At 58.2% G+C, this 25617-nt stretch carries 22 protein-coding genes; 13 read left to right on the top strand and 9 right to left on the bottom strand.

Annotated features, from left to right (window positions below; genetic code table 11):
• Window positions 1–117 precede the first annotated feature (117 nt).
• From ACYZUA_RS27890 to ACYZUA_RS27870, 5 genes are all read right to left on the bottom strand, one after another.
• The gene (locus ACYZUA_RS27890) at window positions 118–2937 is read right to left on the bottom strand and encodes an FAD-binding and (Fe-S)-binding domain-containing protein (RefSeq protein ID WP_461961414.1); all 2820 of its coding nucleotides are present in this window, start codon (window positions 2935–2937) and stop codon (window positions 118–120) included.
• Complete coding sequence (locus tag ACYZUA_RS27885; protein WP_461961413.1) at window positions 2934–3605, bottom strand: LutC/YkgG family protein; 672 nt, start codon at window positions 3603–3605, stop codon at window positions 2934–2936. Before ACYZUA_RS27885 ends, ACYZUA_RS27890 begins: the two co-directional genes overlap by 4 nt.
• Complete coding sequence (locus ACYZUA_RS27880) at window positions 3605–5059, bottom strand: LutB/LldF family L-lactate oxidation iron-sulfur protein (protein WP_461961412.1); 1455 nt, start codon at window positions 5057–5059, stop codon at window positions 3605–3607. Before ACYZUA_RS27880 ends, ACYZUA_RS27885 begins: the two co-directional genes overlap by 1 nt.
• Window positions 5056–5880, bottom strand: a complete 825-nt coding sequence (locus tag ACYZUA_RS27875) for a (Fe-S)-binding protein (RefSeq protein WP_461961411.1) — start codon at window positions 5878–5880, stop codon at window positions 5056–5058. The genes ACYZUA_RS27880 and ACYZUA_RS27875 overlap by 4 nt, the downstream gene beginning before the upstream one ends.
• A gap of 145 nt (window positions 5881–6025) precedes the next feature.
• A complete protein-coding gene (locus tag ACYZUA_RS27870; protein WP_461961410.1) occupies window positions 6026–7720 on the bottom strand; it encodes a lactate permease LctP family transporter in 1695 nt (564 codons plus the stop codon).
• 262 nt (window positions 7721–7982) lie between these two features.
• On the opposite strand from ACYZUA_RS27870, the gene ACYZUA_RS27865 reads away from it, so the two are divergent.
• Window positions 7983–8750 (top strand): GntR family transcriptional regulator, encoded by a 768-nt coding sequence (locus ACYZUA_RS27865; protein ID WP_461961409.1) that lies wholly within the window; start codon window positions 7983–7985, stop codon window positions 8748–8750.
• Window positions 8751–8880: 130 nt separating this feature from the next.
• Here the strand turns inward: ACYZUA_RS27865 and smpB are convergent, their stop codons facing one another.
• On the bottom strand, window positions 8881–9363 hold the full coding sequence (smpB, locus tag ACYZUA_RS27860; protein ID WP_008149046.1) for an SsrA-binding protein SmpB: 483 nt from the start codon (window positions 9361–9363) through the stop codon (window positions 8881–8883).
• A gap of 118 nt (window positions 9364–9481) precedes the next feature.
• Here smpB and ACYZUA_RS27855 point away from each other — a divergent pair, with 118 nt between their 5' ends.
• The 3 genes from ACYZUA_RS27855 to ACYZUA_RS27845 are packed head-to-tail and all read left to right on the top strand — an operon-like array spanning window position 9482 to window position 11634.
• Window positions 9482–10885, top strand: coding sequence for a sodium-dependent transporter (locus ACYZUA_RS27855; RefSeq protein WP_461961408.1), 1404 nt, complete (start codon window positions 9482–9484; stop codon window positions 10883–10885).
• Window positions 10886–10892: 7 nt separating this feature from the next.
• Window positions 10893–11327, top strand: coding sequence for a type II toxin-antitoxin system RatA family toxin (locus ACYZUA_RS27850; RefSeq protein WP_461961407.1), 435 nt, complete (start codon window positions 10893–10895; stop codon window positions 11325–11327).
• Window positions 11320–11634: an RnfH family protein gene (locus ACYZUA_RS27845; RefSeq protein WP_461961406.1), complete on the top strand. Its 315-nt coding sequence runs from the start codon at window positions 11320–11322 to the stop codon at window positions 11632–11634. Before ACYZUA_RS27850 ends, ACYZUA_RS27845 begins: the two co-directional genes overlap by 8 nt.
• A gap of 61 nt (window positions 11635–11695) precedes the next feature.
• On the opposite strand, the gene ACYZUA_RS27840 is transcribed toward ACYZUA_RS27845, so the two are convergent.
• Window positions 11696–12223, bottom strand: a complete 528-nt coding sequence (locus tag ACYZUA_RS27840; RefSeq protein WP_150658733.1) for an outer membrane protein assembly factor BamE — start codon at window positions 12221–12223, stop codon at window positions 11696–11698.
• A 97-nt stretch (window positions 12224–12320) separates the two neighbouring features.
• Here ACYZUA_RS27840 and fur point away from each other — a divergent pair, with 97 nt between their 5' ends.
• Window positions 12321–12725 (top strand): ferric iron uptake transcriptional regulator, encoded by a 405-nt coding sequence (gene fur / locus ACYZUA_RS27835; RefSeq protein ID WP_064679800.1) that lies wholly within the window; start codon window positions 12321–12323, stop codon window positions 12723–12725.
• A gap of 75 nt (window positions 12726–12800) precedes the next feature.
• Here the strand turns inward: fur and recN are convergent, their stop codons facing one another.
• Window positions 12801–14474, bottom strand: a complete 1674-nt coding sequence (gene recN, locus ACYZUA_RS27830; protein WP_461961405.1) for a DNA repair protein RecN — start codon at window positions 14472–14474, stop codon at window positions 12801–12803.
• Between the two features lie 241 nt (window positions 14475–14715).
• Between recN and grpE the strand changes: the two genes are divergently transcribed.
• The 8 genes from grpE (at window position 14716) to ACYZUA_RS27790 (ending at window position 25269) form a co-directional block, all read left to right on the top strand.
• Window positions 14716–15282: a nucleotide exchange factor GrpE gene (gene grpE / locus ACYZUA_RS27825; protein WP_283182904.1), complete on the top strand. Its 567-nt coding sequence runs from the start codon at window positions 14716–14718 to the stop codon at window positions 15280–15282.
• Between the two features lie 102 nt (window positions 15283–15384).
• Complete coding sequence (gene dnaK / locus ACYZUA_RS27820) at window positions 15385–17301, top strand: molecular chaperone DnaK (protein WP_458508465.1); 1917 nt, start codon at window positions 15385–15387, stop codon at window positions 17299–17301.
• Window positions 17302–17668: 367 nt separating this feature from the next.
• Window positions 17669–18793 (top strand): molecular chaperone DnaJ, encoded by a 1125-nt coding sequence (gene dnaJ / locus ACYZUA_RS27815; protein WP_008149037.1) that lies wholly within the window; start codon window positions 17669–17671, stop codon window positions 18791–18793.
• 9 nt (window positions 18794–18802) lie between these two features.
• Window positions 18803–19609 carry a 4-hydroxy-tetrahydrodipicolinate reductase gene (gene dapB / locus ACYZUA_RS27810; protein ID WP_461961404.1) on the top strand — a complete coding sequence of 269 codons (807 nt, stop codon included), beginning with the start codon at window positions 18803–18805 and terminating at the stop codon, window positions 19607–19609.
• Window positions 19610–19868: 259 nt separating this feature from the next.
• Window positions 19869–21005 (top strand): glutamine-hydrolyzing carbamoyl-phosphate synthase small subunit, encoded by a 1137-nt coding sequence (gene carA, locus ACYZUA_RS27805; RefSeq protein WP_461961403.1) that lies wholly within the window; start codon window positions 19869–19871, stop codon window positions 21003–21005.
• 118 nt (window positions 21006–21123) lie between these two features.
• The gene (gene carB / locus ACYZUA_RS27800; protein WP_461961402.1) at window positions 21124–24345 is read left to right on the top strand and encodes a carbamoyl-phosphate synthase large subunit; all 3222 of its coding nucleotides are present in this window, start codon (window positions 21124–21126) and stop codon (window positions 24343–24345) included.
• Window positions 24342–24818 carry a transcription elongation factor GreA gene (greA, locus tag ACYZUA_RS27795; RefSeq protein ID WP_046045786.1) on the top strand — a complete coding sequence of 159 codons (477 nt, stop codon included), beginning with the start codon at window positions 24342–24344 and terminating at the stop codon, window positions 24816–24818. Before carB ends, greA begins: the two co-directional genes overlap by 4 nt.
• Before the next feature lie 28 nt (window positions 24819–24846).
• Window positions 24847–25269 (top strand): MFS transporter, encoded by a 423-nt coding sequence (locus tag ACYZUA_RS27790; RefSeq protein WP_461961401.1) that lies wholly within the window; start codon window positions 24847–24849, stop codon window positions 25267–25269.
• Between the two features lie 9 nt (window positions 25270–25278).
• Here ACYZUA_RS27790 and ACYZUA_RS27785 read toward each other — a convergent pair whose 3' ends face one another.
• Window positions 25279–25587 (bottom strand): YhbY family RNA-binding protein, encoded by a 309-nt coding sequence (locus tag ACYZUA_RS27785; protein ID WP_008057408.1) that lies wholly within the window; start codon window positions 25585–25587, stop codon window positions 25279–25281.
• Window positions 25588–25617 lie beyond the last annotated feature (30 nt).

The raw sequence follows: 25617 nt of genomic DNA, 5'->3' as shown, positions 1-25617 counted from the left end.
TATCTCCTTGAACTGAGGGTCCAGGCATTGCTGGCCATCAGGACGGGCTGCCGAGTTTGGGTAAAAGCCCGGTAACGTCCGGGCTTATTCTGTGGACTATGGCAGCGCATCAGGGTTCTATTTTTCGTGCATAACCCTCGCCTGCGTTACCCGATCCACCAAGTAGACTAGCCCGTGGTAATCAATTCCGCCGTGTTGCGTCAGACCTATTTCACACGTGCGGCTGGTAGAAATCCCCTCGCTACACTGCTGAACCGCATCCTTGAGCGTGCGCAGCGAATGAGCATTCAACTCAGGCGTAGTAAAGCCTTTGTCGCCGGCAAACCCGCAGCAATGAATGCCTTCAGGAATAACCACGTTTTTGCTGCACTTGCGCGCCAGATCGATCAACGCCTGACTTTCCCCAAGGTGCTGGGTGCTACAGGTGACGTGCACTGCGATTGGCGCTTCCTGCGGCGTGAAATCCAGACGATCCATCAGATGCGTACGAATGAAACGCACCGGGTCGTACAGGTCCAGGCGAACATCGCCCAGGTCTTGTGCCAGACGCAAGGTGCAGGGGCTGGTGTCGCAATAGATCGGGTCGAGCCCGCCGCGACTGGCGTGCAGCAAGGCGCCGATCAATTCCTGGCGTTTGTGCTCGGCCTGTTCGGCGTAGCCCTTGGAGGCGAACGGCTGACCGCAGCAGAGGTTGTCCAGATTGTCCGGGAAGACTACTTGGTAACCGGCCTTTTCCAGCAACCCACGGGTTTTGTCGTACAGCGACATTTGCTCTTTATCACCTGCCGCCGGGCCCATTGCCCGCGACACGCAAGCCGCCAGGTACACCACTCGAGGGCGTTCGTCCGACACGGTCGGGCTGAAGCGAATGGCTTTTTCCGGTTGCGGCATGGCGTTGGTCCACTGCGGGACCTGACCTTTGGATAGGCGCGTCAACGTTGCCGAAAGCTTTGCCAGTCGTGGCGCCCCCAACAGCATTCGCGCGCCGTTAGCCACGTGCAGGGTGAAACGCGCGCCTTGCAGCGCAGTGGCGAAATTACCTTCCAGCCAATTGGCGGTTTTCGTAAGAGTCGCCTTCCGGCTGCGGAGCTTTTTCACCAGTTCGCCGGTGTTGATTCCTACAGGGCAACGCTGCGCACAGAGTCCCGTGGCGGCGCAGGTGTCGATGCCTTGGTATTCGTAAGCGGCTTCGAGTTCGGTGGTGTCCACGCCTGCGCGTTTCTTCGCCTGAATGTCACGCCAGATCACGATGCGCTGGCGTGGGCTCAGGGTCAGGCCTTTCGACGGGCAGACCGGTTCGCAAAAACCGCATTCGATGCACTTATCCACAATCTCATCAGCGGCCGGCAACGGCTTCAGATGCTTGAGGTGGATCTGCGGGTCCTCGCTGAGCACCACGTCCGGGTTGAGAATGCCATTGGGGTCGAGCAGACGTTTAAGCTGCCACATCAACTGGTAGGCATCGCTGCCCCATTCCAGTTCGACAAAGGGTGCCATGTTGCGCCCGGTGCCGTGTTCGGCTTTCAGCGAACCGCCGAACTCCACCGCCACCAACTGCGCCACGTCGTCCATGAACGCCTGATAGCGTGCGACTTCTTCCGGGTTGTTGAAGCCTTGAGTGAAGACGAAGTGCAGATTCCCTTCCAGCGCGTGTCCGAAAAGGATCGCTTCGTCGTAGTGATGTTTGTCGAACAGCTCGATCAGGCGATTTACGCCGATGGCCAGTTGTTCAACCGGGAAGGTCACGTCTTCGATGATCACCGTGGTGCCGGTTTTGCGCACGGCGCCGACGGCAGGGAAGGTGTCTTTGCGGATCGCCCAGAGGCGAGCGTTTTCCACCGGGTCTTCGGTGAAGTCGACCTGTTTTTCCACCGGGAAAGAAGTCAATGACGCCATGATGTGCGCCAGTTGTTCCTGTAGCAATGTGGACGATGCGGCGCGGGATTCGATCAGCAGGGCGCAGGCATTGTTCGACAGTTGCTGTACGAAAGCGGGCATGCCGGGTTTGTCCTGCACTGAACGCAGACTTCGCCGGTCCAGCAGTTCCACGGCCGACACCGGTTGGCTTTTCAACACAGTCACGGCGTTGCAGCAGGTTTCCACGTTCGGAAACACGATCAGCGCTGAGGCCTTGTTCGGGTGGTCGATCACGGTGTCGTAAGTCACTGCGCTGATGAAACCGAGGGTGCCTTCGGAGCCCACCAGCAAGTGGCTCAAGATATCCACAGGCTTGTCGAAATCCACCAGCGCATTGAGTGACAACCCGGTGGTATTTTTCAGACGGTATTTGTGGCGAATTCTCGCTGCCAGTTCGGCATTGGCGCGGGTTTCACGGCCCAGCGTTGACAGGCGTTCAAGCAGCGAAGCGTGGCTCCCGCGAAACGCCGCAACACTCGCCGCATCTTCGGTATCGAGACGGCTGCCGTCGGCCAGCACCAGACGAATGCCAGCCAACGTGTGATAGGTGTTTTGCGCCGTGCCGCAGCACATGCCGCTGGCATTGTTGGCGACGATTCCGCCGATCTTGCAGGCATTGATCGACGCCGGGTCCGGGCCGATCTTGCGTCCGAACGGCGCCAGCCACGCGTTGGCCTGTGCGCCGATCACGCCCGGTTGCAGACGGATTTGCGTGCCTTGGCCACGGATCTCTCGACCGTTCCAGTTATCCCCCAGCACGATCAGTACCGAGTCGCTGATGGCCTGACCGGACAGGCTGGTGCCGGCGGCGCGGAAGGTCACCGGGACCTGATCACGTTGCGCCAGTTTGAGCAGCTCGACGATTTCATCTTCGGACTCGACACGAATCACCAGTTTCGGAATCAGCCGGTAGAAACTGGCGTCGGTGCCGAAGGCCAAGGTCGATAGCGGATCGTCGAAACGTCGCTCCTGGGGAATCAGTTGCTGCGCATCTCGCAGGAAAGCCGCGGGTAGATTCATTGGTCCTCCAGGATCAAGACCACGAGGTCTTTCGGACCGTGAGCGCCGTAGGCCAGGACCTGCTCGATATCGGCGGTTTTCGACGGGCCGGACACTAGCAGGGCATTGGTCGGCATGCCTTGGGCCCATGCGAATTCCTGCTGCACTTGATAGAAGTTATCGCGGATTTCACTGGCCTTGAGCAGGGCGAAGTGGACTGGCGGCACCAGACTCATCAAGCGCGGTTCTTCCTTCGTAGGCCAGAGAATCAGACTACCTGTCGCAGCGATTGCACCGAGGGTGGTGGTCAGGCTGGCCGGCGTGTCGTTGAACAGCTCGGCTTTCCATTCTTCAACTGGACGGTCGTAGGCTTTGAGTGTCGGCAGGTCAGGATTTTTCGCCCAGTGCTGAGTGATGCGTTGACCGTGAGGTGTAGTCGGTGCGATCAACAAACTCGGCAACTGACGGTCCCGCAACAACTGAGCAAGCAACGAAGGCCAACCTTCGTCGGACGTCAGATGGATTTCGGTGTGCACTGCTTCCATCAGTTTGCGCAGCTGTGGGATGCGTTGCTCGGTCGTGTAGGTGTAGGGCGCTGTCACCAGTTCGACGTCGAACTCGTCAGGCACGGGCGTGGTGCCGGTCAGACTTTTCCGTAACTTGGCGAGGATATTTTGCTTGGCACTCATCAGCGATCTCCCTGTTTGGCCAGATGCTCGCGGGCCATATCATGCAGTGAGCGGGCAGCGGGTTTCGGTGCGCTGTGGTTTTGCGTCCAGGGGCCGACGTTGCTGGGTGCCAGTGCGCGAAAGCGAGTGGCGAAGAAGCCGAACAGTCGATAAAGCGTGGGTGAGCTGTTGAGCTTTGCCCAGGCATTCCAGATAAACCGTTCTTTGCGCGAGTACTTGCTGCCCTGGCCGCGCATCACTTGATGTGGGCTGTCCGGGGCTTTGACGTTTTCTTCGCGCAGGCGACGCAGCAGTGCCGGAATCGGAATTTTTACCGGGCAGACTTCACCGCAGGCGCCACACAGCGACGAGGCGCTCGGGTGATCCGGGACTTTCGCCAGGCCGACCATGTGCGGGGTGATGATTTTTCCGATAGGCCCAGGGTAAACCTCCCCATAGGCGTGGCCGCCGATTCGGGTGTAGACCGGGCAATGATTCATACAGGCGCCGCAGCGGATGCAGTTCAGGGTCTGGCGTAATTCGCTGTCGGCGAAGGCCTGGCTGCGACCGTTGTCGAGCAATACCAGGTGCACTTCCTGAGGGCCGTCGAGTTCATGTTCCTTGCGCGGGCCGGAGATCATGTTGACGTAGGTAGTGATCGGCTGGCCGAGGGCTGAACGGGTGAGCAGTGATAGTAGCGGCACCACATCGCGCAGGTTTTCCACGACTTTTTCGATGCCGGTGACAGCAATGTGCACGGGCGGAACCGTGGTGGTCATGCGGCCGTTGCCTTCGTTTTCCACCAGCAGCAGGGTGCCGGTTTCGGCCACGGCGAAGTTCACGCCGGAGACGCCTATGTCCGCGTCGAAGAATTTCTGCCGCAAGACTTTGCGGCCGATCTGGATGAGTTGGTCAACGTCCTTGGTGTATTCCACGCCAAGTTTGTCGTGGAACAAGGACGCGACCTGACCGGCATTCTTGTGGATCGCCGGCATAATAATGTGTGAAGGCTTCTCGTGGTCGAGCTGAACGATGTACTCGCCCATGTCCGATTCCAGGCATTCAATGCCCTGTTCAGCGAGGAAATGATTCATTTCCATCTCTTCGCTGACCATCGATTTGCCCTTGATCACTTGCCGCCCCTCGTGAGCGCGGATGATCGATAAGACGATGCCATTGGCCTCGTCCACCGTTTCCGCCCAGTGCACTGTCACACCGTTGCGGGTCAGGTTCTGTTCAAGCTGCTCGAGCAGGTCGGGCAACCTGGATAACGCACGGGCGCGGACAGCATTGCCCAGCACTCGCAAATGTTCTCTTTCGTGGGCATCGCTGAAGGACGCTGCCCGTTTTGTCATCAGTGAATCCATCGCAGTGCGAAAGTTGTTTCGCAGTTGCTTGTCATCCAACGCCTTGTGAGCCCGGATGCGAAAATCTTCTTCCACGGCAACCGTAGGAATAATCGCGGAAGCGCTCATAGAACACCTCCGGTTCGCTGCCAAAGGAAGCTGGCCAGGTGTTGGCCGCGCAATGCTTCCTTCTGTTTCTCCAGCGAGCCGTTGATGTTCATCAGACAACCGCAGTCGGCACTCAGTACCTTGTGCGCGCCGGATTCCTTCAACGACCGGGTCTTGTCAGCCACCATCGCGCCGGAAATGTCTGGCATACGGACGCTGAAAGTCCCACCGAAGCCACAGCATTCACTTTCATGGCTGTGGTCGACTCGCTCCACGTTACGAAGCTGCGCCAACAACTCACGGCCATGCAAGTGGGTGTTCATCTCACGGCGTGCCGAGCACGACGTGTGCAACGCCACTTTGACTGGCTCGCCACTGTCCTTGAGCTGCACCTTGCAGACAAACAACAGGAACTCGGCCAGTTCATACGTCCGGGCAGCCAGCGCCTGAACCTGTTTCAAGGTTTGCGGCTCGTCCTTGAACAAGTCGGCGTAATGTTCGCGCAACATCCCGGCACACGATCCCGACGGCACCACCACCGGATAGTCCCCGGCAAACAGCGCCAGTTGCGAGCGTGCCACGGTCCGGGCCTGTTCGGTGTAACCCGAGGTGTAGGCCGGTTGCCCGCAGCAGCTTTGCCCCTGCGGATACTCGACACGAATGCCTTCTCGTTCCAGCAAGTGAATCGCGTCCATCCCGGCTTCGGGGTAGAACAAATCCACCACGCAGGTTCCGAACAGGTAGACCCGTGACGGTTTCTCGCTGGGATATTGCCGAGGCTCGGGCAGTGGCGGGGCGACGCGGGTCGCATTCGGCACAGCGTTGTAAAAAAGCTCGCTCATCAGGCGTGTCTCTCGGCCGGTTATCCGCCTGTGAGGCTGCTGAATATAGAGAGGCAAGCTTTCAGCAGCCTTACAGACCGGGTTGTGAATAGCTGACGCCGGAATCGTGGTCCGGCGTCGGTTTTTGCTTTTTATCGTGTAGTACTTAGTGCACCAGCATGCCGGTGAGCCAATAGGCCTGGATGTAGGTAATCAGGCCGACGATCGTTGCGAAGAATAGGCTGTGCTTGAGGGTGAAGCGGAACAGATCCGACTCCTTGCCCACCAGACCGGTCGCGGCGCAGGCGACGGCGATCGATTGTGGCGAGATCATCTTGCCGGTCACGCCGCCGCTGGTGTTCGCCGCTACCAGCAACACATCGCTGACGCCGATCTGGTGCGCGGTGGTCGCTTGCAGCGAGCTGAACAGTGCGTTGGAGGAAGTGTCGGAACCGGTCAGGAACACACCCAGCCAGCCGAGGAACGGCGAGAAGAACGGGAATGCGGCACCGGTGCCTGCCAGAACCAGCGCCATAGTCGAGGACATGCCCGAGTAGTTGGTGACGAAGGCGAATGCCAGCACCATGCCGATGGACAAAATCGGCCAGCGCAGTTCGTAGAAGGTCTCCTTCAAAGTGGTCAGACCAGTTTTTACATTGATATTCAGCACCAGCATCGAGATCAGCGCCGAGAAGAAAATCGCTGTACCGGTCGCGGAAATCGGGTCGAGTTTGAACACTGCCGGGATGGCGGTCGGGGCGGTCACGATCGGTGCAACCTTGATCACCAATTGATCGAGGTGCGGGATGGCGATGTTAAACACCCAGCTGTACATCGAGCCGCCAGCGGCGAACATTGCCTTGAACGGTTTCAATGTCCAGATGGTGACCAGCACAGTGAGGATCAGAAATGGCGACCAGGCTTTGAGAATTTCACCGAAGCTGTACGGCGAAGCCACGGTGCTGCGCGGCAGGCCGAAACCGCCAGCGCTGGCACCCACTACGGAAGCCGACACAGCGCCGACGATGTGTTGGCCTGCGGCGCGTTTCGGTTGCCAGACTTTCAGGAACAGCGTCAGGGAAATCAGGCTGGCCAGGGCCGAGGTGATGTCCGGCAGTTCCGGGCCGATGAAGTTCGACGTGAAGTACTGGGTGATGGCAAAGCTCAAACCGGCTACCAGGGCTGCCGGCCAGGTTTCGCGAACGCCGCGCAGGCCATCCATCATGAACACCAGCCAGAACGGCACGAACAGCGACAGCAGCGGCAGTTGGCGGCCCGTCATGGCACCGATCTTGAACGCGTCGATACCGGTGACTTGCCCGGCAACGATGATCGGAATCCCCAAGGCACCGAAAGCGACCGGCGCGGTGTTGGCGATCAGGCACAGGCCCGCGGCGTACAACGGGTTGAATCCCAGTCCTACCAACAGTGCGGCGGTAATCGCGACCGGCGCACCGAAACCGGCGGCACCTTCCAGGAAGGCGCCGAAGCAGAAGCCGATCAGCAGCACTTGCAGGCGCTGGTCGTCGGTGATCGACAGTACCGAGCTGCGGATTACTTCGAACTGACCACTCTTGACCGTCAGTTTGTAGAGGAACACCGCCGCCACGATGATCCAGGCAATCGGCCACAGACCGTAGGCGAAACCATAGCCGGCGGCGGCGAAGGCCATGTCGACGGGCATCTGGAAGGCGAAGATCGCCACGGCAATGGACAAGGCCAGCGTGATGCTGCCGGCCACGTGTCCTTTGAGTCGGAACACGGCCAATGCCAGGAAGAAAAACACGATGGGGATAACGGCCGCGAGCGCGGACACGCCTAGACTGCCGAGCGGAGAATAGAGCTGTTGCCAGGTTTGCATATGGGGTGGCCCCTAATTGTTGTTGGTCAGGCACTAATCAGCGTTCTTGGATAATTGGTATTACCAATTTACAATCGCTGTTGGCTAGGGTAAAAGCCTTGTAGGCGGCGTGTCAATTTGCCGCCCTAAAACTTTTGTCGAATACGCGGTGCAGAAGTCATCTGGTCCGCTCGACCAAATGCTGTCTGGCAGGTGCTGATACAGCGCTGATAGGCCAGAATAGAGACCCCGGCGAGCCGTCGGGATCGTGGAGAAATGAGTTATGGGGTTTGATCAGATACGTCAGCGCCGTTTGTCTGACGATATTGTCGAGCAGCTCGAGGGCATGATTCTCGAGGGCACGTTGAAGGCGGGTGAGCGCTTGCCGGCCGAACGTGCATTGGCCGAGCAGTTCGGCGTGTCACGCCCTTCGTTGCGCGAAGCGATTCAGAAACTGGCAGCCAAGGGTTTGCTGGTCAGTCGCCAGGGTGGCGGCAATTATGTGGTGGAGTCGCTGGGGTCAACCTTCAGCGATCCGCTGCTGCATCTGCTGGAAAGCAACCCTGAAGCGCAGCGCGATCTGTTGGAATTTCGTCACACCCTGGAAGCCTCCTGCGCCTATTACGCCGCCCTGCGTGCTACGGACGTTGATCGCGAGCGATTGACCGCGGCCTTCAACGAATTACAGGACTGCTACACGCATCACGATGAGGTAAGTCGTGCGGAAGAGGGGGCGGCGGATGCGAAATTCCATCTGGCAATTGCTGAAGCCAGTCACAACGCGGTGTTGCTGCACACCATTCGCGGGTTGTTCGATCTGCTCAAGCGTAACGTGGTGACCAACATCGGCGGTATGTACAAGCAGCGTACGGAAACCCGCGACATGCTGATTACACAGCACCGGGAGTTGTACCTTGCGATTATTGAAGGAAGGGCCGAGCAGGCGCGGGAAGTCTCCAGCCGACATATCTTGTATGTGCAGGAAGTGCTGGAAGAAGTGCGTCAGGAAGTACAGCGCATGGCTCGGGCGGAGCGGCGCAAGGGAATGTAGTCAGTGAGATTTGTAGTGAGTGTGCTATCGCCATCGCGAGCAGGCTCGCTCCCACATTTGTTTTGTGTCGTTCACAAATCCAGTGTGGGAGCGAGCCTGCTCGCGATGGCGGTCTCGGGCGAAAAGAGAGTTAGTCTTCCTTGCCCTTGTTGCGCACCGCACGCTGCAACTCGCGACCGGCGTCGCGTTCGCGTTCGGTATCACGCTTGTCGTATTCCTTCTTGCCCTTGCCCAGAGCGATCTCGCACTTGACCATGTGCTTGCTCCAGTACCAGGACAGGCACACGCAGGCATAGCCTTTTTGCTGAACGGCCGTGGCCAGCTTTTCCAGCTCGCGCCGGTTGAGCAGCAACTTTCGGGTGCGGGTCGGATCAGCGATGACGTGGGTGCTGGCGGTCATCAGCGGCGTAATGTGGCTGCCGAGCAGCCAGGCTTCGCCATCCTTGAGCAGCACGTAACTGTCGACCAGTTGCAGCTTGCTTGCCCGCAGACTTTTTACTTCCCAGCCGGCCAGGACCAGACCAGCCTCGAACTTGTGCTCGATGAAGTAATCGTGTCGCGCCTTTTTGTTTTGCGCGATGGTCCCTGTTGGGTGTTTCTTCTGTTTAGCCATAGGGGCGGCATTATAGGGAGTTGCACGCGAGTCGGCTACGGTCTCGCTACGTGCTTGAGCAGGTTGATTGAATCCCGGACAATGCGGCCTCTTTTTTGAACGCTTGGGCGTGATAACGATGTCGACAGACAAGGTTTCTGTCCACGGCAGTTGGGCTAGCCGCTGGGTCTTCATACTCGCCGCGACCGGTTCGGCCGTGGGCCTGGGTAGTATCTGGAAATTCCCGTACATGGTCGGCGTCTACGGCGGCGGCGCTTTCGTGCTGATGTTCCTGGCCTGTATCGCGCTGATCGGTGTCCCGGTCATGCTGGCCGAAACCCTGATCGGTCGCCGTGCACGGCAAAGCCCGGCCAACGCCCTGAAGGTATTGGCGCTGGAAGCAGGGCATTCGGGTAAATGGTCCTGGGGCGCATTCGCCGGGATGATCACGGCGTTGCTGATCTTGTCTTTCTATAGTGTGGTCGGCGGCTGGTCGCTGGATTACATCATCGACATGGGTCGTGGCGACTTCCAGGGGGTGACGGCTGATCAGGTCGGCGCGTACTTCGGCAACGTTATCTCCGACCCATGGCGCCTGACACTTTGGCACACGATTTTCATGCTGCTGTCTGCTTTCGTCATCGCCAAAGGCGTGGTCGCGGGCCTGGAGCGCAGTCTGCGGATCATGATGCCGCTTCTATTTGTGATGATTCTGGTGCTGCTGGGCTACAGCATGACCACCGGCCATTTCATGGAAGGCGTGCATTTCATGTTCGACTTTCACCCGGAAAAAGTACTCGACGGTTTGCTGCCCGCCATGGGGCACGCGTTTTTTTCCCTGAGCGTGGGCGTTGGTTCGATCATGATCTACGGCGCCTACATGCCAAAGAACTCATCGATTTCCGGCACTGTCGTCGGCGTGGCGCTGCTCGATACCTTCGTTTCCCTGGTCGCTGGTCTGGCATTGTTTCCAATCGTGTTCGCCGCGGGCCTGAACCCGAGCGAAGGCCCTGGTCTGATGTTCGTCAGCCTGCCTTTTGCCTTTGGTAACGTAGCGTTTGGCCAGTTGATGGGCGTAGTGTTCTTCGTGCTCGTAGCGATTGCAGCCTGGAGTTCTGCGATTTCTCTGCTCGAACCGATGGTGGCTTACCTGGTGGAACGCACGAAAGTCAGCCGCGCCTGGGTGACCTTTTGGCTGGCATTTATCTGCTGGTTTGTCGGTCTGGGCACGGTGTTTTCCTTCAACATCTGGAAGGAAGCCAAATTTTTCGTGAACGAAGGCGGGATGTTCCACCTCTATCAATGGGGCGCGGCCGGTGGCCTGGACTTCTTTGGTGTGATCGATTTCTTCACCTCGCGAATCATGTTGCCACTCGGTGGTTTGTGTTTCGTGGTGTTTGCAGGCTGGGTGATGGGGCGTGAAACGGTACGCGACGAGTTGTCGATCCGAAACCCTGCGTTGTTCGCCCTGTCCTTGTTCTTGATGCGCTATGTGGCGCCCATCGGCATTCTTGTAGTGTTTGCCGCCCAGCTCTGGAAGTGACGCTGACATGACGACACACATTCAACGTTCGGCCCTGCTGCCGTATCCGGCACAAGCGCTGTACGACCTGGTCAACGACGTGGCGCGTTACCCGGAATTTCTGCCGTGGTGCTCATCGGCCGAAGTCCTGGAGAGTTCTCCTGAGCATATGCGCGCTAGCGTCGGTGTGGCCAAGGGCGGTCTCAGCCAGCATTTTGTAACGCGCAACACGCTGGTGCCTGGGCATTCGATCGAGATGAACCTCGAGGAAGGCCCGTTCAATCAACTGCATGGCGTCTGGGTGTTCAAGCCGTTGGGCGAAAAAGCCTGCAAGATCAGTCTGGACCTGTCGTTCGATTACGCCGGTCCGATTATCCGCGCGACCCTGGGGCCGTTGTTCAATCAGGCGGCCAATACGCTGGTGGATGCCTTCTGCCAGCGTGCCAAACAGATACATGGTTGAGGCCGTGATCGACGTTGAGGTGGTGTATGCCGCCATTGATCGTCAGGTTCTCCTGTCGGTGTCGGTGCCGGCAGGAACAACCGTGCGGGCGGCTTTGCTGATGTCAGGTGTCGGCGAGGCGTTTGCGGAGCTGGATTTGGCCGATTGCCCGGTAGGAATCTTCGGTAAAGTGATCGCTGATCCGGACAAGCATCCTGTCCAGGCTGGAGATCGCATCGAGATATACCGGCCATTGCTGGCTGATCCGAAAGAAGTTCGTCGGTTGCGCGCAGCCAAGGCTGCTGAGGCCAAAGCCCGGAATCAATGATCCGCTCAAACGCTGGACAATAAAAAACCCGGACATGCCGGGTTTTTTATTGCGTCGCAAATTATTGCGGCGAAGTTTCCAGAGGTTCTGGAGTCGGGACGGGAACGGTTTCTACCCCCTCGACCTCCTTCTGGATCTGGTCCAGCAACGAACCTGGCTTGACCGGTTTTTCTGGTTTCGGCTTCTCGGCGTTTTCTGCTGGCGCAGCAACTGTAGTGCCGCTGTCCTTGCCGAGAATGGCTTCGTCGCGGCTCACGCCTGGCATGAAATCACCAGAGAGGCTGACAAGTTGGTCATTTGGGTTGAAGATAACGCTAATGCGTTCCTGTTGGCGTTCACCGCCACCCGGTTGCAGGCTGTACAGATAATCCCAGCGATCGGCATGGAACGTGTCGGTCAACAGAGGGTTGCCCATGATAAACCGTACTTGCTTGCGGGTCATTCCCGGGCGTAACTGGTCTATCATGTCCTGCGTGACGACATTGCCCTGCTGGATGTCGATTTTGTAAACCCCGGGGAATGAACAACCGGCGAGTGCGAGCAGTCCCACAAAGGTGAAACTGGTTAGCAAGAGCTTGGTGTTTTGCATCGGTGGGCGACTTCCACTATCTTGGCTGGGACAACGTAAACGCCGATCATACCCGCATTAAGAGAAGCTGCGAAGCAGCATCGCGAGAAAGCTGACCATGGTTGAAAATAGCGAACTACGCAAAGCAGGCCTCAAAGTGACCCTTCCACGGGTCAAAATTCTGCAAATGCTCGATTCCGCCGCGCAACGCCACATGAGTGCCGAGGATGTCTACAAGGCGCTGATGGAGGCTGGTGAGGATGTCGGTCTGGCCACGGTTTACCGTGTCCTGACCCAGTTCGAGGCAGCTGGCCTTGTGGTGCGGCACAACTTCGACGGGGGCCATGCGGTCTTCGAACTGGACGACGGCAAGCATCACGACCATATGGTCAACGTCGAGACCAGTGAAGTGATCGAATTCTTCGACGAAGAAATCGAGCGACTGCAGAAGGCAATCGTCGACAAGTATGGCTTCGAGATGGTTGATCACAACCTTGTGCTGTACGTACGCAAGAAAAAGTAAGCATGTCGCGCGAACTTATGGTTCGCGAAACGAGCGAAGGCGACCCCAGGGTCGCCTTCGTGCTTTCTGCCGGTCTTAAATTTTTGCGGTGACGACCATTTTCCTGGCGTGAGCCAGAGATTCCTTGGTGAGGTCGATGCCTCCCAGCATCCGAGCCACTTCTTCGACACGATCGTTCTTGCTCAGCTTGGAGACGGCTGTGTGAGTGGCATCTTCGCCGCGCACTTTGTGTACGAATAGATGTTGATGTCCCTGCGCTGCCACCTGCGGCAAGTGAGTTACCGTCAATACCTGCCCGCGCTCCCCAAGTCGACGCAGTAATTGGCCCACGATTTCGGCGGTCGGACCGCCGATACCCACGTCTACTTCGTCGAACACCAGGGTCGGTACGCGGGAAGTCTGCGCGGTGATTACTTGAATCGCCAGGCTGATCCGTGACAGTTCGCCGCCGGATGCCACTTTTGCCAGGGCTTTCAGCGGTTGCCCTGGGTTGGCGCTCACGAGCAGTTCTACCTGCTCAAGTCCATTCGGCAGGAGTTCATCGCTGCCGTTGGGGCGCAGTTCGATGGTGAAACGACCACCGGGCATGCCGAGTCGCTGGATTTCCTGCTCCACGGCGCTGGCCAGGCTGTTCGAGGCCTGATGGCGCAAATCGCTGAGCTCGCGAGCCTTTTCCTGATAATGACGGGCATAGGAGGCCAGTTCATCGCTCAGTCGCTCGATGGATTCGTCGTTGGCATTCAGGGTTTCGATTTCATCCAGCAAGCGCTGCTGCATCTCGGCTACTTCGGTCGGCTGGATGCGGTGTTTGCGCGCCATGGTATAGATCGCATCAAGGCGTTCCTCCAGGTACTGAAGACGCGCTGGATCAGCATCGAAATTATCAAGGAAGCGATTCAGTTCTCCCACGGCTTCTTCGACCTGGATCTGTGCACTGGTCAGCAGGCTGCTGGCTTCACCCAGGGCCCCAATCGAATTGTTGACGCTCGAAAGGCGATTGAGGCTGGCGGTGAGGGCGTTCAGCACATTCCCGGAATCACTTTCGCTGCATTGCTCGACCACTTGCCGGCAAATGCCCAGCAGGGTTTCGGCGTTGGTCAGGTTCTTGTGTTCCTGTTCCAACTGCTCCAGCTCGTTTTCGCCGAGACCGAGATTTTCCAGCTCTTCAAGTTGATAACTGAGCAATTGATGGCGAGCGCGCTGCTCGTCGCCTGAGTTGGAAAGGCGTTCCAGTTCCTGGCGGGTCTGGCGCCAGCGTTGGGCGGCCAGGTGTACCTGGCGGGCAAGGTCCGTTGCGCCGGCGTATTCGTCGAGCAGGCGGCGGTGGGTGTCGGTCTTGAGCAGGGATTGATGTTCGTGCTGGCTGTGGATATCGATCAGCAGTTCACCCAGGGCTTTGAGGTCGCCGAGGGGGCAGGGCGTGCCGTTGATGTAGCCACGCGAGCGTCCTTCGGCGGTGATCACCCGGCGCAGGATGCATGGGCCGTCGCTCTCCAGGTCACGCTCGGCCAGCCAGGCGCTGGCTTCTGGAATATCGACCAGATCGAAGGTTGCCAGGATATCGGCCTTGTCGGCGCCGGGACGGACCACGCCGCTATCGGCGCGATCGCCCAGGGTCAGGCCGAGGGCGTCGAGCATGATCGACTTGCCGGCGCCGGTTTCCCCAGTGATCACGCTCATCCCGCGATCGAGTTCGAGATCGAGATGTTCAACGATGGCGTAGTTATGTACGGACAGGTGCACCAGCATAAAGGCCGCTCCCAGGCTTTAGGTCTGGTTATTTATACAGTGTTTTGTTTCTGGCTGACAATGCCCTCCCTTAGCTCTATTTGCTTGATCCGACGAAATCCTTAGTGCGCCCGGGAATGACAATGCAGCTGTTTTTTGTAGGGTTAATAAATCAGCGCCCCTTGAAGCTGAGTTTTGCGGCCCCATATAGCTGGGCAGAAGCGCGAGTTGAGCTCGCGGACGATATTGAAAGGAGAAATCTATGGCTGACGAACAGACAGTGGATACGCAAAATCTAGACGCCGATCAGGCTGCCCAGGATTCGGGTGATGAACTGGCGACTCGTGTTCAAGTGCTCGAAGAGCAATTGGCTGGCGCTCATGATCAGGCTTTGCGTGTAGCGGCTGATCTGCAGAACGTCCGCCGTCGCGCCGAGCAGGATGTAGAAAAGGCTCACAAGTTCGCACTGGAGAAATTCGCCGGTGACTTGTTGCCGATCATCGACAGCCTGGAGCGTGGTCTGGAGTTGTCCAGCCCGGACGACGAAAGCATTCGTCCGATGCGCGAAGGCATCGAGCTGACCCTGAAAATGTTCCAGGACACCCTGAAGCGTTATCAGCTGGAAGCGATCGATCCGCATGGCGAACCGTTCAACGCCGTTCAGCACCAGGCAATGGCCATGCAGGAAAGCGCCGACGTCGAGCCGAACAGCGTGCTCAAGGTGTTCCAGAAGGGCTATCAGCTCAATGGTCGCCTGCTGCGCCCGGCCATGGTCGTGGTCAGCAAGGCCCCGGCGCCGGTTTCGCCTTCGATTGACGAGCAGGCTTGAAATTAGCCGCAAGGCCCCCATTTAGAAGTCAAGCGTTTAAGTGCTACCGCAGTTAGCCACCACTGCTGCGGCAACCAAATCCAAAGTTTCGGGAGAGTGAACATGGGCAAAATTATCGGTATCGACCTGGGGACTACCAACTCCTGCGTCTCCGTGCTTGAAAACGGCGTAGCCAAAGTTATTGAAAACGCTGAAGGCACGCGTACCACGCCGTCGATCATCGCTTACGCCAACGATGGTGAAATCCTCGTTGGTCAATCGGCCAAGCGTCAGGCTGTGACCAATCCGCACAACACCCTGTATGCGGTGAAGCGTCTGATCGGTCGTAAGTTCGACGAAGAAGTCGTACAGAAAGACATCAAGATGGTCCCGTACAAAATCGCCAAGGCTGATAACGGTGATGCGTGGGTTGAAGTGAACGGCCAGAAAATGTCGCCGCCACAAATCTCGGCTGAAATTCTGAAGAAAATGAAGAAGACCGCCGAAGACTACCTCGGCGAGCCAGTGACTGAAGCGGTAATCACCGTTCCGGCCTACTTCAATGACAGCCAGCGTCAAGCCACCAAAGACGCCGGCCGCATCGCGGGCCTGGACGTAAAACGTATCATCAACGAACCAACCGCAGCCGCTCTGGCTTACGGTATGGACAAGGCGAAGGGCGATCACACCGTGATCGTTTACGACTTGGGCGGCGGTACTTTCGACGTTTCCGTGATCGAAATCGCTGAAGTCGATGGCGAACACCAGTTCGAAGTACTGGCCACCAACGGTGACACGTTCCTGGGCGGTGAAGACTTTGACATTCGTCTGATCGACTACCTCGTCGACGAATTCAAGAAAGAAAGCGGCATGAACCTTAAAGGTGACCCGCTGGCCATGCAGCGCCTGAAAGAAGCCGCTGAAAAAGCCAAGATCGAACTGTCTTCGAGCAATTCGACCGACGTGAACCTGCCGTACATCACTGCAGACGCTACCGGTCCTAAGCACTTGAACGTGAAAATCTCCCGCGCCAAGCTCGAAGCGCTGGTAGAAGACCTGGTTCAACGCACCATCGAACCTTGCCGCATCGCTCTGAAAGACTCTGGCATCGACATTGGCGCCATCAACGACGTGATCCTGGTCGGCGGCCAGACCCGTATGCCACTGGTTCAGAAGCTGGTGACCGAGTTCTTCGGTAAAGAAGCGCGTAAAGATGTGAACCCGGACGAAGCGGTTGCCATGGGTGCTGCTATCCAGGGCGCAGTATTGGCCGGTGACGTGAAAGACGTTCTGCTGCTGGACGTCAGCCCGCTGACTCTGGGCATCGAAACCATGGGTGGCGTGATGACCGCGCTGATCGAGAAAAACACCACGATTCCTACCAAGAAATCGCAAGTGTTCTCGACTGCCGACGACAACCAGGGTGCTGTGACCATTCACGTGCTGCAAGGTGAGCGTAAGCAAGCCGCTCAGAACAAGTCTTTGGGCAAGTTCGACCTGGCCGAGATTCCGCCAGCACCACGTGGCGTGCCACAAATTGAAGTGACCTTCGACATCGACGCCAACGGCATTCTGCACGTAGGCGCCAAAGACAAGGCTACCGGCAAGACTCAGTCGATCGTGATCAAGGCCAACTCCGGTCTGTCCGAGGAAGAGATTCAGCAGATGATTCGCGATGCTGAAGCCAACGTCGACGCAGATCGCCAGTTCGAAGAGCTGGCATCTGCTCGCAACCAGGGCGATGCGCTGGTTCACTCGACTCGCAAAATGGTCGCAGACGCTGGTGATAAAGTGACTGCTGAAGAGAAGACTGCAATCGAAGCCGCTGTTGTTGCCCTGGAAGCCGCTGTCAAAGGCGACGACAAAGCGGCAATCGAGGCCAAGGTTGAAGAGCTGTCGAAAGTCTCCGCTCCAGTAGCGCAGAAGATGTACGCCGAGCAGGCTCAACCTGCTGAAGGTGCTGCGCCGCAAGGCGAATCGGCTGAGAAGGCTGACGACGTCGTCGACGCTGAGTTCGAAGAAGTCAAAGACCACAAGTAAGTTGGTCGGCCGGTTGACTGCCTTTAGGCAGTGACTGGTAGGATGTCGCCGCGCGGGAGCTTGCTCCCGCGTTGGCGTGTCTGGAGTTAGCGAATTTTTACAGCATGCGACAAAGGTGGAGTGAGTGGCTTGTTCGTTAGAGCAGGTTCGGGCGCCGGAGTTGCCTAACGAACAAGCTATTCACTCCGCCCCAGTGTTGGCGGTATGGCCGGGAATGCTCCTGCTTTTCGAGCCGAAAGTACCGCATCGAATCAAAGACCAGGATCGTTGAATTGACGTGAGTTGGGTCCGGGCCTGTATTGGGGCTCAACGAGTTTGGCAAGGCTCAGGAGAGGTTTGCCGAACGTCCTTAAGAGTGCAAAGACTTATGGCAAAGCGTGACTATTACGAAGTATTGGGTGTTGAGCGTGGCTCAAGCGAAGCAGACCTGAAAAAGGCCTACCGTCGCCTGGCGATGAAGCACCACCCGGACCGTAATCCCGATGACAAAGCGTCGGAAGATATGTTCAAGGAGGCCAACGAGGCCTACGAAGTGCTGTCCGATTCCAGCAAGCGCGCGGCGTACGACCAGTACGGTCATGCCGGTGTCGACCCAAGCATGGGCGGCGGCGGTGCCGGTTTTGGCGGTCAGAACTTCTCCGACATCTTTGGTGATGTCTTCAGTGACTTCTTCGGCGGCGGTCGCGGCGGTTCTCGTGGCGGCGCTCAGCGCGGCAGTGACCTGCGTTACACCCTGGAGCTGAATCTGGAAGAAGCGGTGCGCGGTACTACTGTGAATATCCGTGTTCCGACATTGGTCAACTGCAAGCCGTGTGACGGTTCGGGTGCCAAGAAAGGTTCCTCGCCGATCACTTGCCCGACTTGCGGCGGTATCGGTCAGGTCCGTATGCAGCAGGGCTTTTTCTCGGTGCAGCAGACGTGCCCGCGCTGCCATGGCCAGGGCAAGATCATTTCCGATCCGTGCGACTCGTGCGACGGTCAAGGTCGTGTCGAAGAGTACAAAACCCTCTCGGTGAAAGTGCCGGCCGGTGTCGATACCGGTGACCGCATTCGTCTGTCCGGCGAAGGCGAGGCGGGGGCTCAGGGTGGTCCGACGGGCGACCTGTACGTGGTGATCAACGTGCGTGAGCACGCGATCTTCCAGCGCGACGGCAAGCACCTGTTCTGCGAAGTGCCTATCAGCTTTGTCGATGCTGCGCTGGGTGGCGAGCTGGAGATTCCGACCCTTGATGGTCGAGTCAAACTGAAAATCCCTGAAGGGACTCAGACCGGCAAGCAGTTCCGTGTTCGCGGCAAGGGCGTTGCGCCAGTGCGCGGCGGCGGTGCTGGTGACTTGATGTGCCGTGTGGCGGTTGAAACCCCTGTCAATCTGGGGCGTCGTCAGCGTGAACTGCTGGAAGAGTTCCGTAGCTCGTTGGCAGATGACAACAGCCATTCGCCTAAAACCACGGGTTGGTTCGAAGGCGTGAAGCGCTTCTTCGGCGATTTGTAAGGAGTCGGCATGCGACGTATAGCTGTGATGGGCGCTGCCGGGCGCATGGGCAAGATTCTGGTCGAGGCGGTGCAGCAGCGCGCGCCGCTGACCGGGCTGACGGCAGCGATCGTACGCCCCGGCAGTACGCTGATTGGCGTGGATGCTGGTGAGCTGGCCTCGCTGGGGCGTATCGGCGTTCCGCTGTCCGGCAATCTGGACGCGGTGGCTGATGAGTTCGACGTGCTGATCGACTTCACGCTCCCGGAAGTCATGCTGAAAAACCTGGCGTTCTGCCGTAAGGCGGGTAAGGCCATGGTGATCGGCACGACGGGTCTGGACGCCGCGCAGAAGCAGTTGCTGGCCGAGGCTGGCAAGGATATTCCGATCGTGTTCGCGGCCAATTTCAGTGTCGGTGTAAACCTGTCGCTGAAGTTGCTCGACATGGCTGCTCGTGTGCTGGGTGATGAGGCGGATATCGAGATCATCGAGGCTCATCATCGGCACAAGATCGATGCGCCTTCAGGTACGGCTCTGCGCATGGGTGAAGTTATCGCAAGCGCGCTGGATCGTGATCTGCAAAAGGTCGCGGTGTATGGTCGTGAAGGTCACACCGGTGTGCGAGAGCGTGAAACGATCGGCTTCGCGACTGTTCGCGGTGGTGACGTGGTCGGTGATCATACGGTGCTGTTCGCCTGTGAGGGTGAGCGACTGGAAATCACCCATAAAGCTTCCAGTCGCATGACCTTCGCCAAGGGCGCGGTACGTGCTGCATTGTGGCTGGACAGTCGTGAGTCGGGTCTTTACGACATGCAAGACGTGCTCGATCTGCGTTAAGATGCCCCCGAAATCGGGTTCCAACACAGCGTTTGGACCCGATTTTATTACGCCAAGCGACGTCCTGTCGCATTCCCAGGCCTTTAAGGCTCATTGGCGGTAGACCAAAAAAGCCTTTTTCTGTAAGCTACAGCTTTAGTGTGTCCACTAAAAGCGCGCAGAATTATTCGGTGAAGAAGCGGGGTGACGTGTCCATACGTCACTCCGCTTTTTTACAACCTGCGATCGCCCTTTCAGGCTTTATTTACGGGAGGTCTTCTTGACTAAGCCAGCCATACTCGCCCTTGCTGATGGCAGCATTTTTCGCGGCGAAGCCATTGGAGCCGACGGTCAAACCGTTGGTGAGGTGGTGTTCAACACCGCCATGACCGGCTATCAGGAAATCCTTACCGATCCTTCCTACGCCCAACAGATTGTTACCCTGACTTACCCGCACATCGGCAACACCGGCACCACGCCGGAAGACGCCGAGTCCAACCGCGTCTGGTCCGCGGGCCTGGTTATCCGTGACCTGCCACTGGTTGCGAGCAACTGGCGTAACACGATGTCTCTGTCCGACTACCTGAAAGCCAACAACGTTGTGGCAATCGCCGGTATCGACACTCGCCGCCTGACGCGCATCCTGCGTGAAAAAGGCGCTCAGAACGGCTGCATCATGGCCGGTGACAACATTTCCGAAGAAGCCGCCATCGCTGCCGCTCAGGGTTTCCCTGGCCTCAAGGGCATGGACCTGGCGAAAGTCGTCAGCACCAAAGAGAAATACGAGTGGCGCTCGACTGTCTGGGATTTGAAAACCGACAGCCACGCAACCATCGAAGCCTCTGAGCTGCCGTACCACGTGGTTGCCTACGACTACGGCGTCAAGCTGAACATCCTGCGCATGCTGGTCGAACGCGGTTGCCGCGTGACCGTGGTACCTGCTCAGACTCCAGCCGCCGAAGCGCTGGCACTGAAACCTGACGGCGTGTTCCTGTCCAACGGCCCTGGCGATCCGGAGCCTTGCGACTACGCGATCCAGGCGATCAAAGATGTGCTGGAAACCGAAATTCCGGTCTTCGGTATCTGCCTCGGTCACCAACTGCTGGCTCTGGCCTCCGGTGCCAAGACCCTGAAAATGGGTCACGGTCACCACGGTGCCAACCACCCGGTCCAGGATCTGGATACCGGTGTGGTGATGATCACCAGCCAGAACCACGGTTTTGCGGTAGACGACGCGACCCTGCCAGCCAACGTCCGGGCGATCCACAAATCGCTGTTCGACGGCACCCTGCAAGGTATCGAGCGTACCGACAAGAGCGCCTTCAGCTTCCAGGGTCACCCGGAAGCCAGCCCTGGCCCGAACGACGTAGCACCACTGTTTGATCGCTTCATCAACGAAATGGCCAAGCGACGCTGATCGCTCGCCTTGATGTAGCAAAGCTTGAGGGCGGTCCCGACACCGGTGGCCCCCTCAAGACTTAAAAGATTGAACAAGACGGCTTGCCGACTGACCTGCGGATTTGAGTGACAAACCCATGCCAAAACGTACAGACATTAAAAGCATCCTGATTCTCGGCGCTGGCCCGATCGTGATCGGCCAGGCCTGCGAATTCGACTACTCCGGCGCCCAGGCCTGTAAAGCCCTGCGCGAGGAGGGTTACCGCGTCATCCTGGTGAACTCCAACCCAGCGACCATCATGACCGACCCGGACATGGCCGACGCCACCTACATCGAGCCGATCAAGTGGCAGACCGTTGCCAAGATCATCGAGAAAGAGCGTCCGGACGCGCTGCTGCCGACCATGGGTGGCCAGACCGCTCTGAACTGCGCACTGGATCTGGAGCGCGAAGGCGTTCTGGAGAAGTTCGGCGTAGAGATGATCGGCGCCAACGCTGACACCATCGACAAGGCTGAAGACCGTTCGCGCTTCGACAAGGCGATGAAATCCATCGGCCTGGACTGCCCGCGTTCGGGTATCGCCCACAGCATGGAAGAGGCCAACGTGGTCCTCGAGAAGCTCGGCTTCCCGTGCATCATCCGTCCGTCCTTCACCATGGGCGGCACCGGTGGCGGTATCGCTTACAACCGTGAAGAGTTCGAAGAAATCTGCGCCCGCGGCCTCGACCTGTCGCCGACCAAAGAGCTGCTGATCGACGAATCCCTGATCGGCTGGAAAGAATATGAGATGGAGGTTGTCCGCGATAAGAAGGACAACTGCATCATCGTCTGCTCCATCGAAAACTTTGACCCGATGGGCGTGCACACCGGTGACTCGATCACCGTTGCTCCGGCACAAACCCTGACGGACAAGGAATACCAGATCATGCGTAACGCCTCGTTGGCGGTACTGCGTGAGATCGGCGTGGAAACCGGCGGCTCCAACGTTCAGTTTGGCATCTGCCCGGACACTGGCCGTATGGTCGTGATCGAGATGAACCCGCGTGTATCCCGCTCTTCGGCGCTGGCCTCGAAAGCCACTGGTTTCCCGATTGCGCGTATCGCTGCCAAGCTGGCGATCGGCTACACCCTGGACGAACTGCAGAACGAAATCACCGGCGGCGCTACTCCTGCATCCTTCGAGCCGTCCATCGACTACGTCGTGACCAAGCTGCCACGCTTCGCCTTCGAGAAATTCCCGAAAGCCGACGCGCGCCTGACCACTCAAATGAAGTCGGTAGGTGAAGTCATGGCCATCGGCCGGACTTTCCAGGAATCCCTGCAGAAAGCCCTGCGCGGTCTGGAAGTGGGCGTTTGCGGCCTGGACGAGAAGCTCGACCTGAGCAATCCGGAAAGCATGAGCATCCTCAAGCGCGAACTGACCGTGCCGGGTGCCGAGCGTATCTGGTACGTGGCTGACGCCTTCCGTGCCGGCCTGTCGGTCGAAGACATCTTCGGCATGAACATGATCGACCCGTGGTTCCTGGTGCAGATCGAAGATCTGATCAAGGAAGAAGAGAAGGTCAAGACCCTGGGTCTGGCCAGCATCGACCGCGACGTGATGTTCCGCCTCAAGCGCAAAGGCTTCTCCGACATGCGTCTGGCCAAGCTGCTGGGCGTGACCGAGAAGGCTCTGCGTCGCCACCGTCACAAACTTGAGATTTTCCCGGTCTACAAGCGCGTTGACACCTGCGCGGCCGAGTTCGCCACTGACACCGCTTACCTCTACTCCACGTACGAGGAGGAGTGTGAAGCCGCGCCGTCGGGCCGCGACAAGATCATGATCCTCGGCGGCGGTCCAAACCGTATCGGCCAGGGCATCGAGTTCGACTACTGCTGCGTACACGCGGCGCTGGCCCTGCGCGAAGACGGTTACGAGACCATCATGGTCAACTGCAACCCGGAAACCGTTTCCACCGATTACGACACCTCCGATCGCCTGTACTTCGAACCAGTGACCCTGGAAGACGTACTGGAAATCGTCCGCGTCGAGAAGCCGAAAGGCGTGATCGTCCAGTACGGCGGCCAAACCCCGTTGAAACTGGCTCGTGCCCTGGAAGAAGCTGGCGTGCCGATCATCGGCACCAGCCCTGACGCCATCGACCGTGCCGAAGACCGTGAGCGCTTCCAGCAAATGGTCGAGCGCCTGAACCTGCGTCAGCCGCCAAACGCCACCGTGCGCAGCGAAGACGAAGCGATTCGTGCGGCCAGCAAGATCGGTTACCCGCTGGTGGTTCGTCCGTCCTACGTACTGGGCGGTCGCGCGATGGAAATCGTTTACGAAGAAGACGAGCTGAAGCGCTACTTGCGCGATGCGGTGAAAGTGTCCAACGACAGCCCGGTGCTGCTCGACCACTTCCTCAACTGCGCCATCGAAATGGACGTGGATGCAGTTTGCGACGGCACCGACGTGGTGATCGGCGCAATCATGCAGCACATCGAGCAGGCCGGCGTTCACTCCGGTGACTCCGCGTGCTCTCTGCCGCCGTACTCGCTGCCTGCACACATCCAGGACGAGATGCGCGAACAGGTCAAGAAAATGGCCCTGGAGCTGGGCGTTGTCGGCCTGATGAACGTTCAGTTGGCGCTGCAAGGCGAAGACATCTACGTCATCGAAGTCAACCCGCGCGCTTCCCGTACCGTACCGTTTGTGTCCAAGTGCATCGGTGTTTCCCTGGCGATGATCGCGGCTCGCGTGATGGCCGGTAAAACCCTGAAGGAAATCGGTTTCACCAAAGAAATCATTCCGAACTTCTACAGTGTGAAAGAGGCGGTGTTCCCATTCGCCAAATTCCCTGGCGTGGACCCGATCCTGGGCCCAGAGATGAAGTCCACCGGTGAAGTGATGGGCGTGGGCGACACCTTCGGTGAGGCGTTTGCCAAAGCCCAAATGGGTGCCAGCGAAGTGCTGCCGACCGGCGGTACCGCATTCATCAGCGTGCGTGATGACGACAAGCCGCTGGTTGCAGGCGTGGCCCGTGATCTGATCAACTTGGGCTTCGAAGTGGTCGCCACTGCCGGTACTGCCAAGCTGATCGAAGCCGCAGGCCTGAAAGTGCGTCGTGTGAACAAGGTGACCGAGGGTCGTCCGCACGTGGTCGACATGATCAAGAATGACGAAGTCACCCTGATCATCAACACCACCGAAGGTCGTCAGTCGATCGCTGATTCGTACTCCATTCGTCGTAATGCCTTGCAGCACAAGATTTACTGCACCACTACCATTGCTGCTGGCGAAGCTATCTGCGAAGCGCTGAAGTTCGGTCCCGAGAAGACCGTGCGCCGCTTGCAGGATCTACACGCAGGATTGAAGGCATGATCAAATACCCAATGACCGTCAAGGGCGCTAAAGCCCTGGAAGAAGAACACGCTCACTTGACCAAGGTCGTCCGTCCGAAGCTCAGCCAGGACATCGGTACGGCCCGCGAGTTGGGTGACTTGAAAGAAAACGCCGAATACCACGCTGCTCGCGAGCAGCAAGGTATGGTCGAGGCGCGGATCCGCGACATCGAAGGCCGCATGCAAAACGCGGTGATCATCGATGTCACGACCATTCCTCACACCGGCAAAGTGATCTTCGGCACCACCGTTGAAATCGCCAATGTCGAGACAGATGAAAGCGTCACTTACCACATCGTTGGTGAGGATGAGGCTGACTTCAAGCTCGGCAAGATTTCAGTCGGCTCGCCATTGGCCCGCGCCTTGATTGCCAAGGAAGAGGGTGATGTGGTTGCCGTGAAAACGCCTGGCGGCGTTATCGAGTACGAGATTGTCGAAGTTCGCCACATCTAAGCGCAGGCGCCCGCTACGTGCGGGCGCCATGCTTTGGCAACTGACTCAGATGTTGTGGGTTGGTGGTCTGTGGCTGTTGCACATCGGTCTGCTGCCGGTGCTGGGTAAAATTGGCCTGGCACCGCTGCTGATCGACGAAATCGCAGGCATGCTTGATGCGCTGATGGTGGGGTTCGCCGCAGCGTGTGTAATTTTTCAGGCTTTGGTGCTGGTTCAGGCTTTGGTGCTGGTTCAGGCCGAGGGCCTTGCCAGTCTATGGCGCGATATTCGCGGGCAACTGTTGCTGATGGCGCTGTATGCGTGTGCGATGTATGCCGCGGTGCGTATCGGCTGGCCGGATGCCGTGCGTTGGCAGGTGTTCAGCTATCTTGTTCTGGGCTTTTCCGGGTTGGTGCTGGTGTTGCAGCCGGTGCCTGGATGGAGTGGCAGGGTGCGCGAAGCACACCCTTGACCCTTGTCATCACTTGAAGCGATGGACGTTCGACAGCTGCTTGTTGACGCTGAAGTTCTTGCGGTAAATCAGTGCCATCTTGCCGATGACCTGGACCAGGTCCGCTTTGCCGACCTTGCACAGTTCTGCAATGTTCGCCAGGCGCGACTCGCGATCGAGGATGTTGAGCTTGATTTTAATCAGCTCGTGATCCGCCAAAGCGCGTTCAAGTTCGGCTAACACACCTTCAGTCAAACCGTTGTCAGCCACAATCAAAACTGGTTTCAGATGATGGCCAATGGATTTGTACTGTTTCTTCTGCTCTTGAGTGAGCGGCATAATCTGACCCCTGCGTCTGATCTTGTAAAA

This window comes from Pseudomonas sp. LS2P72 (assembly GCF_054897865.1).
Note: the sequence above shows the minus strand (reverse complement) of the source record. Positions and strands in the feature narration are given on the sequence as shown.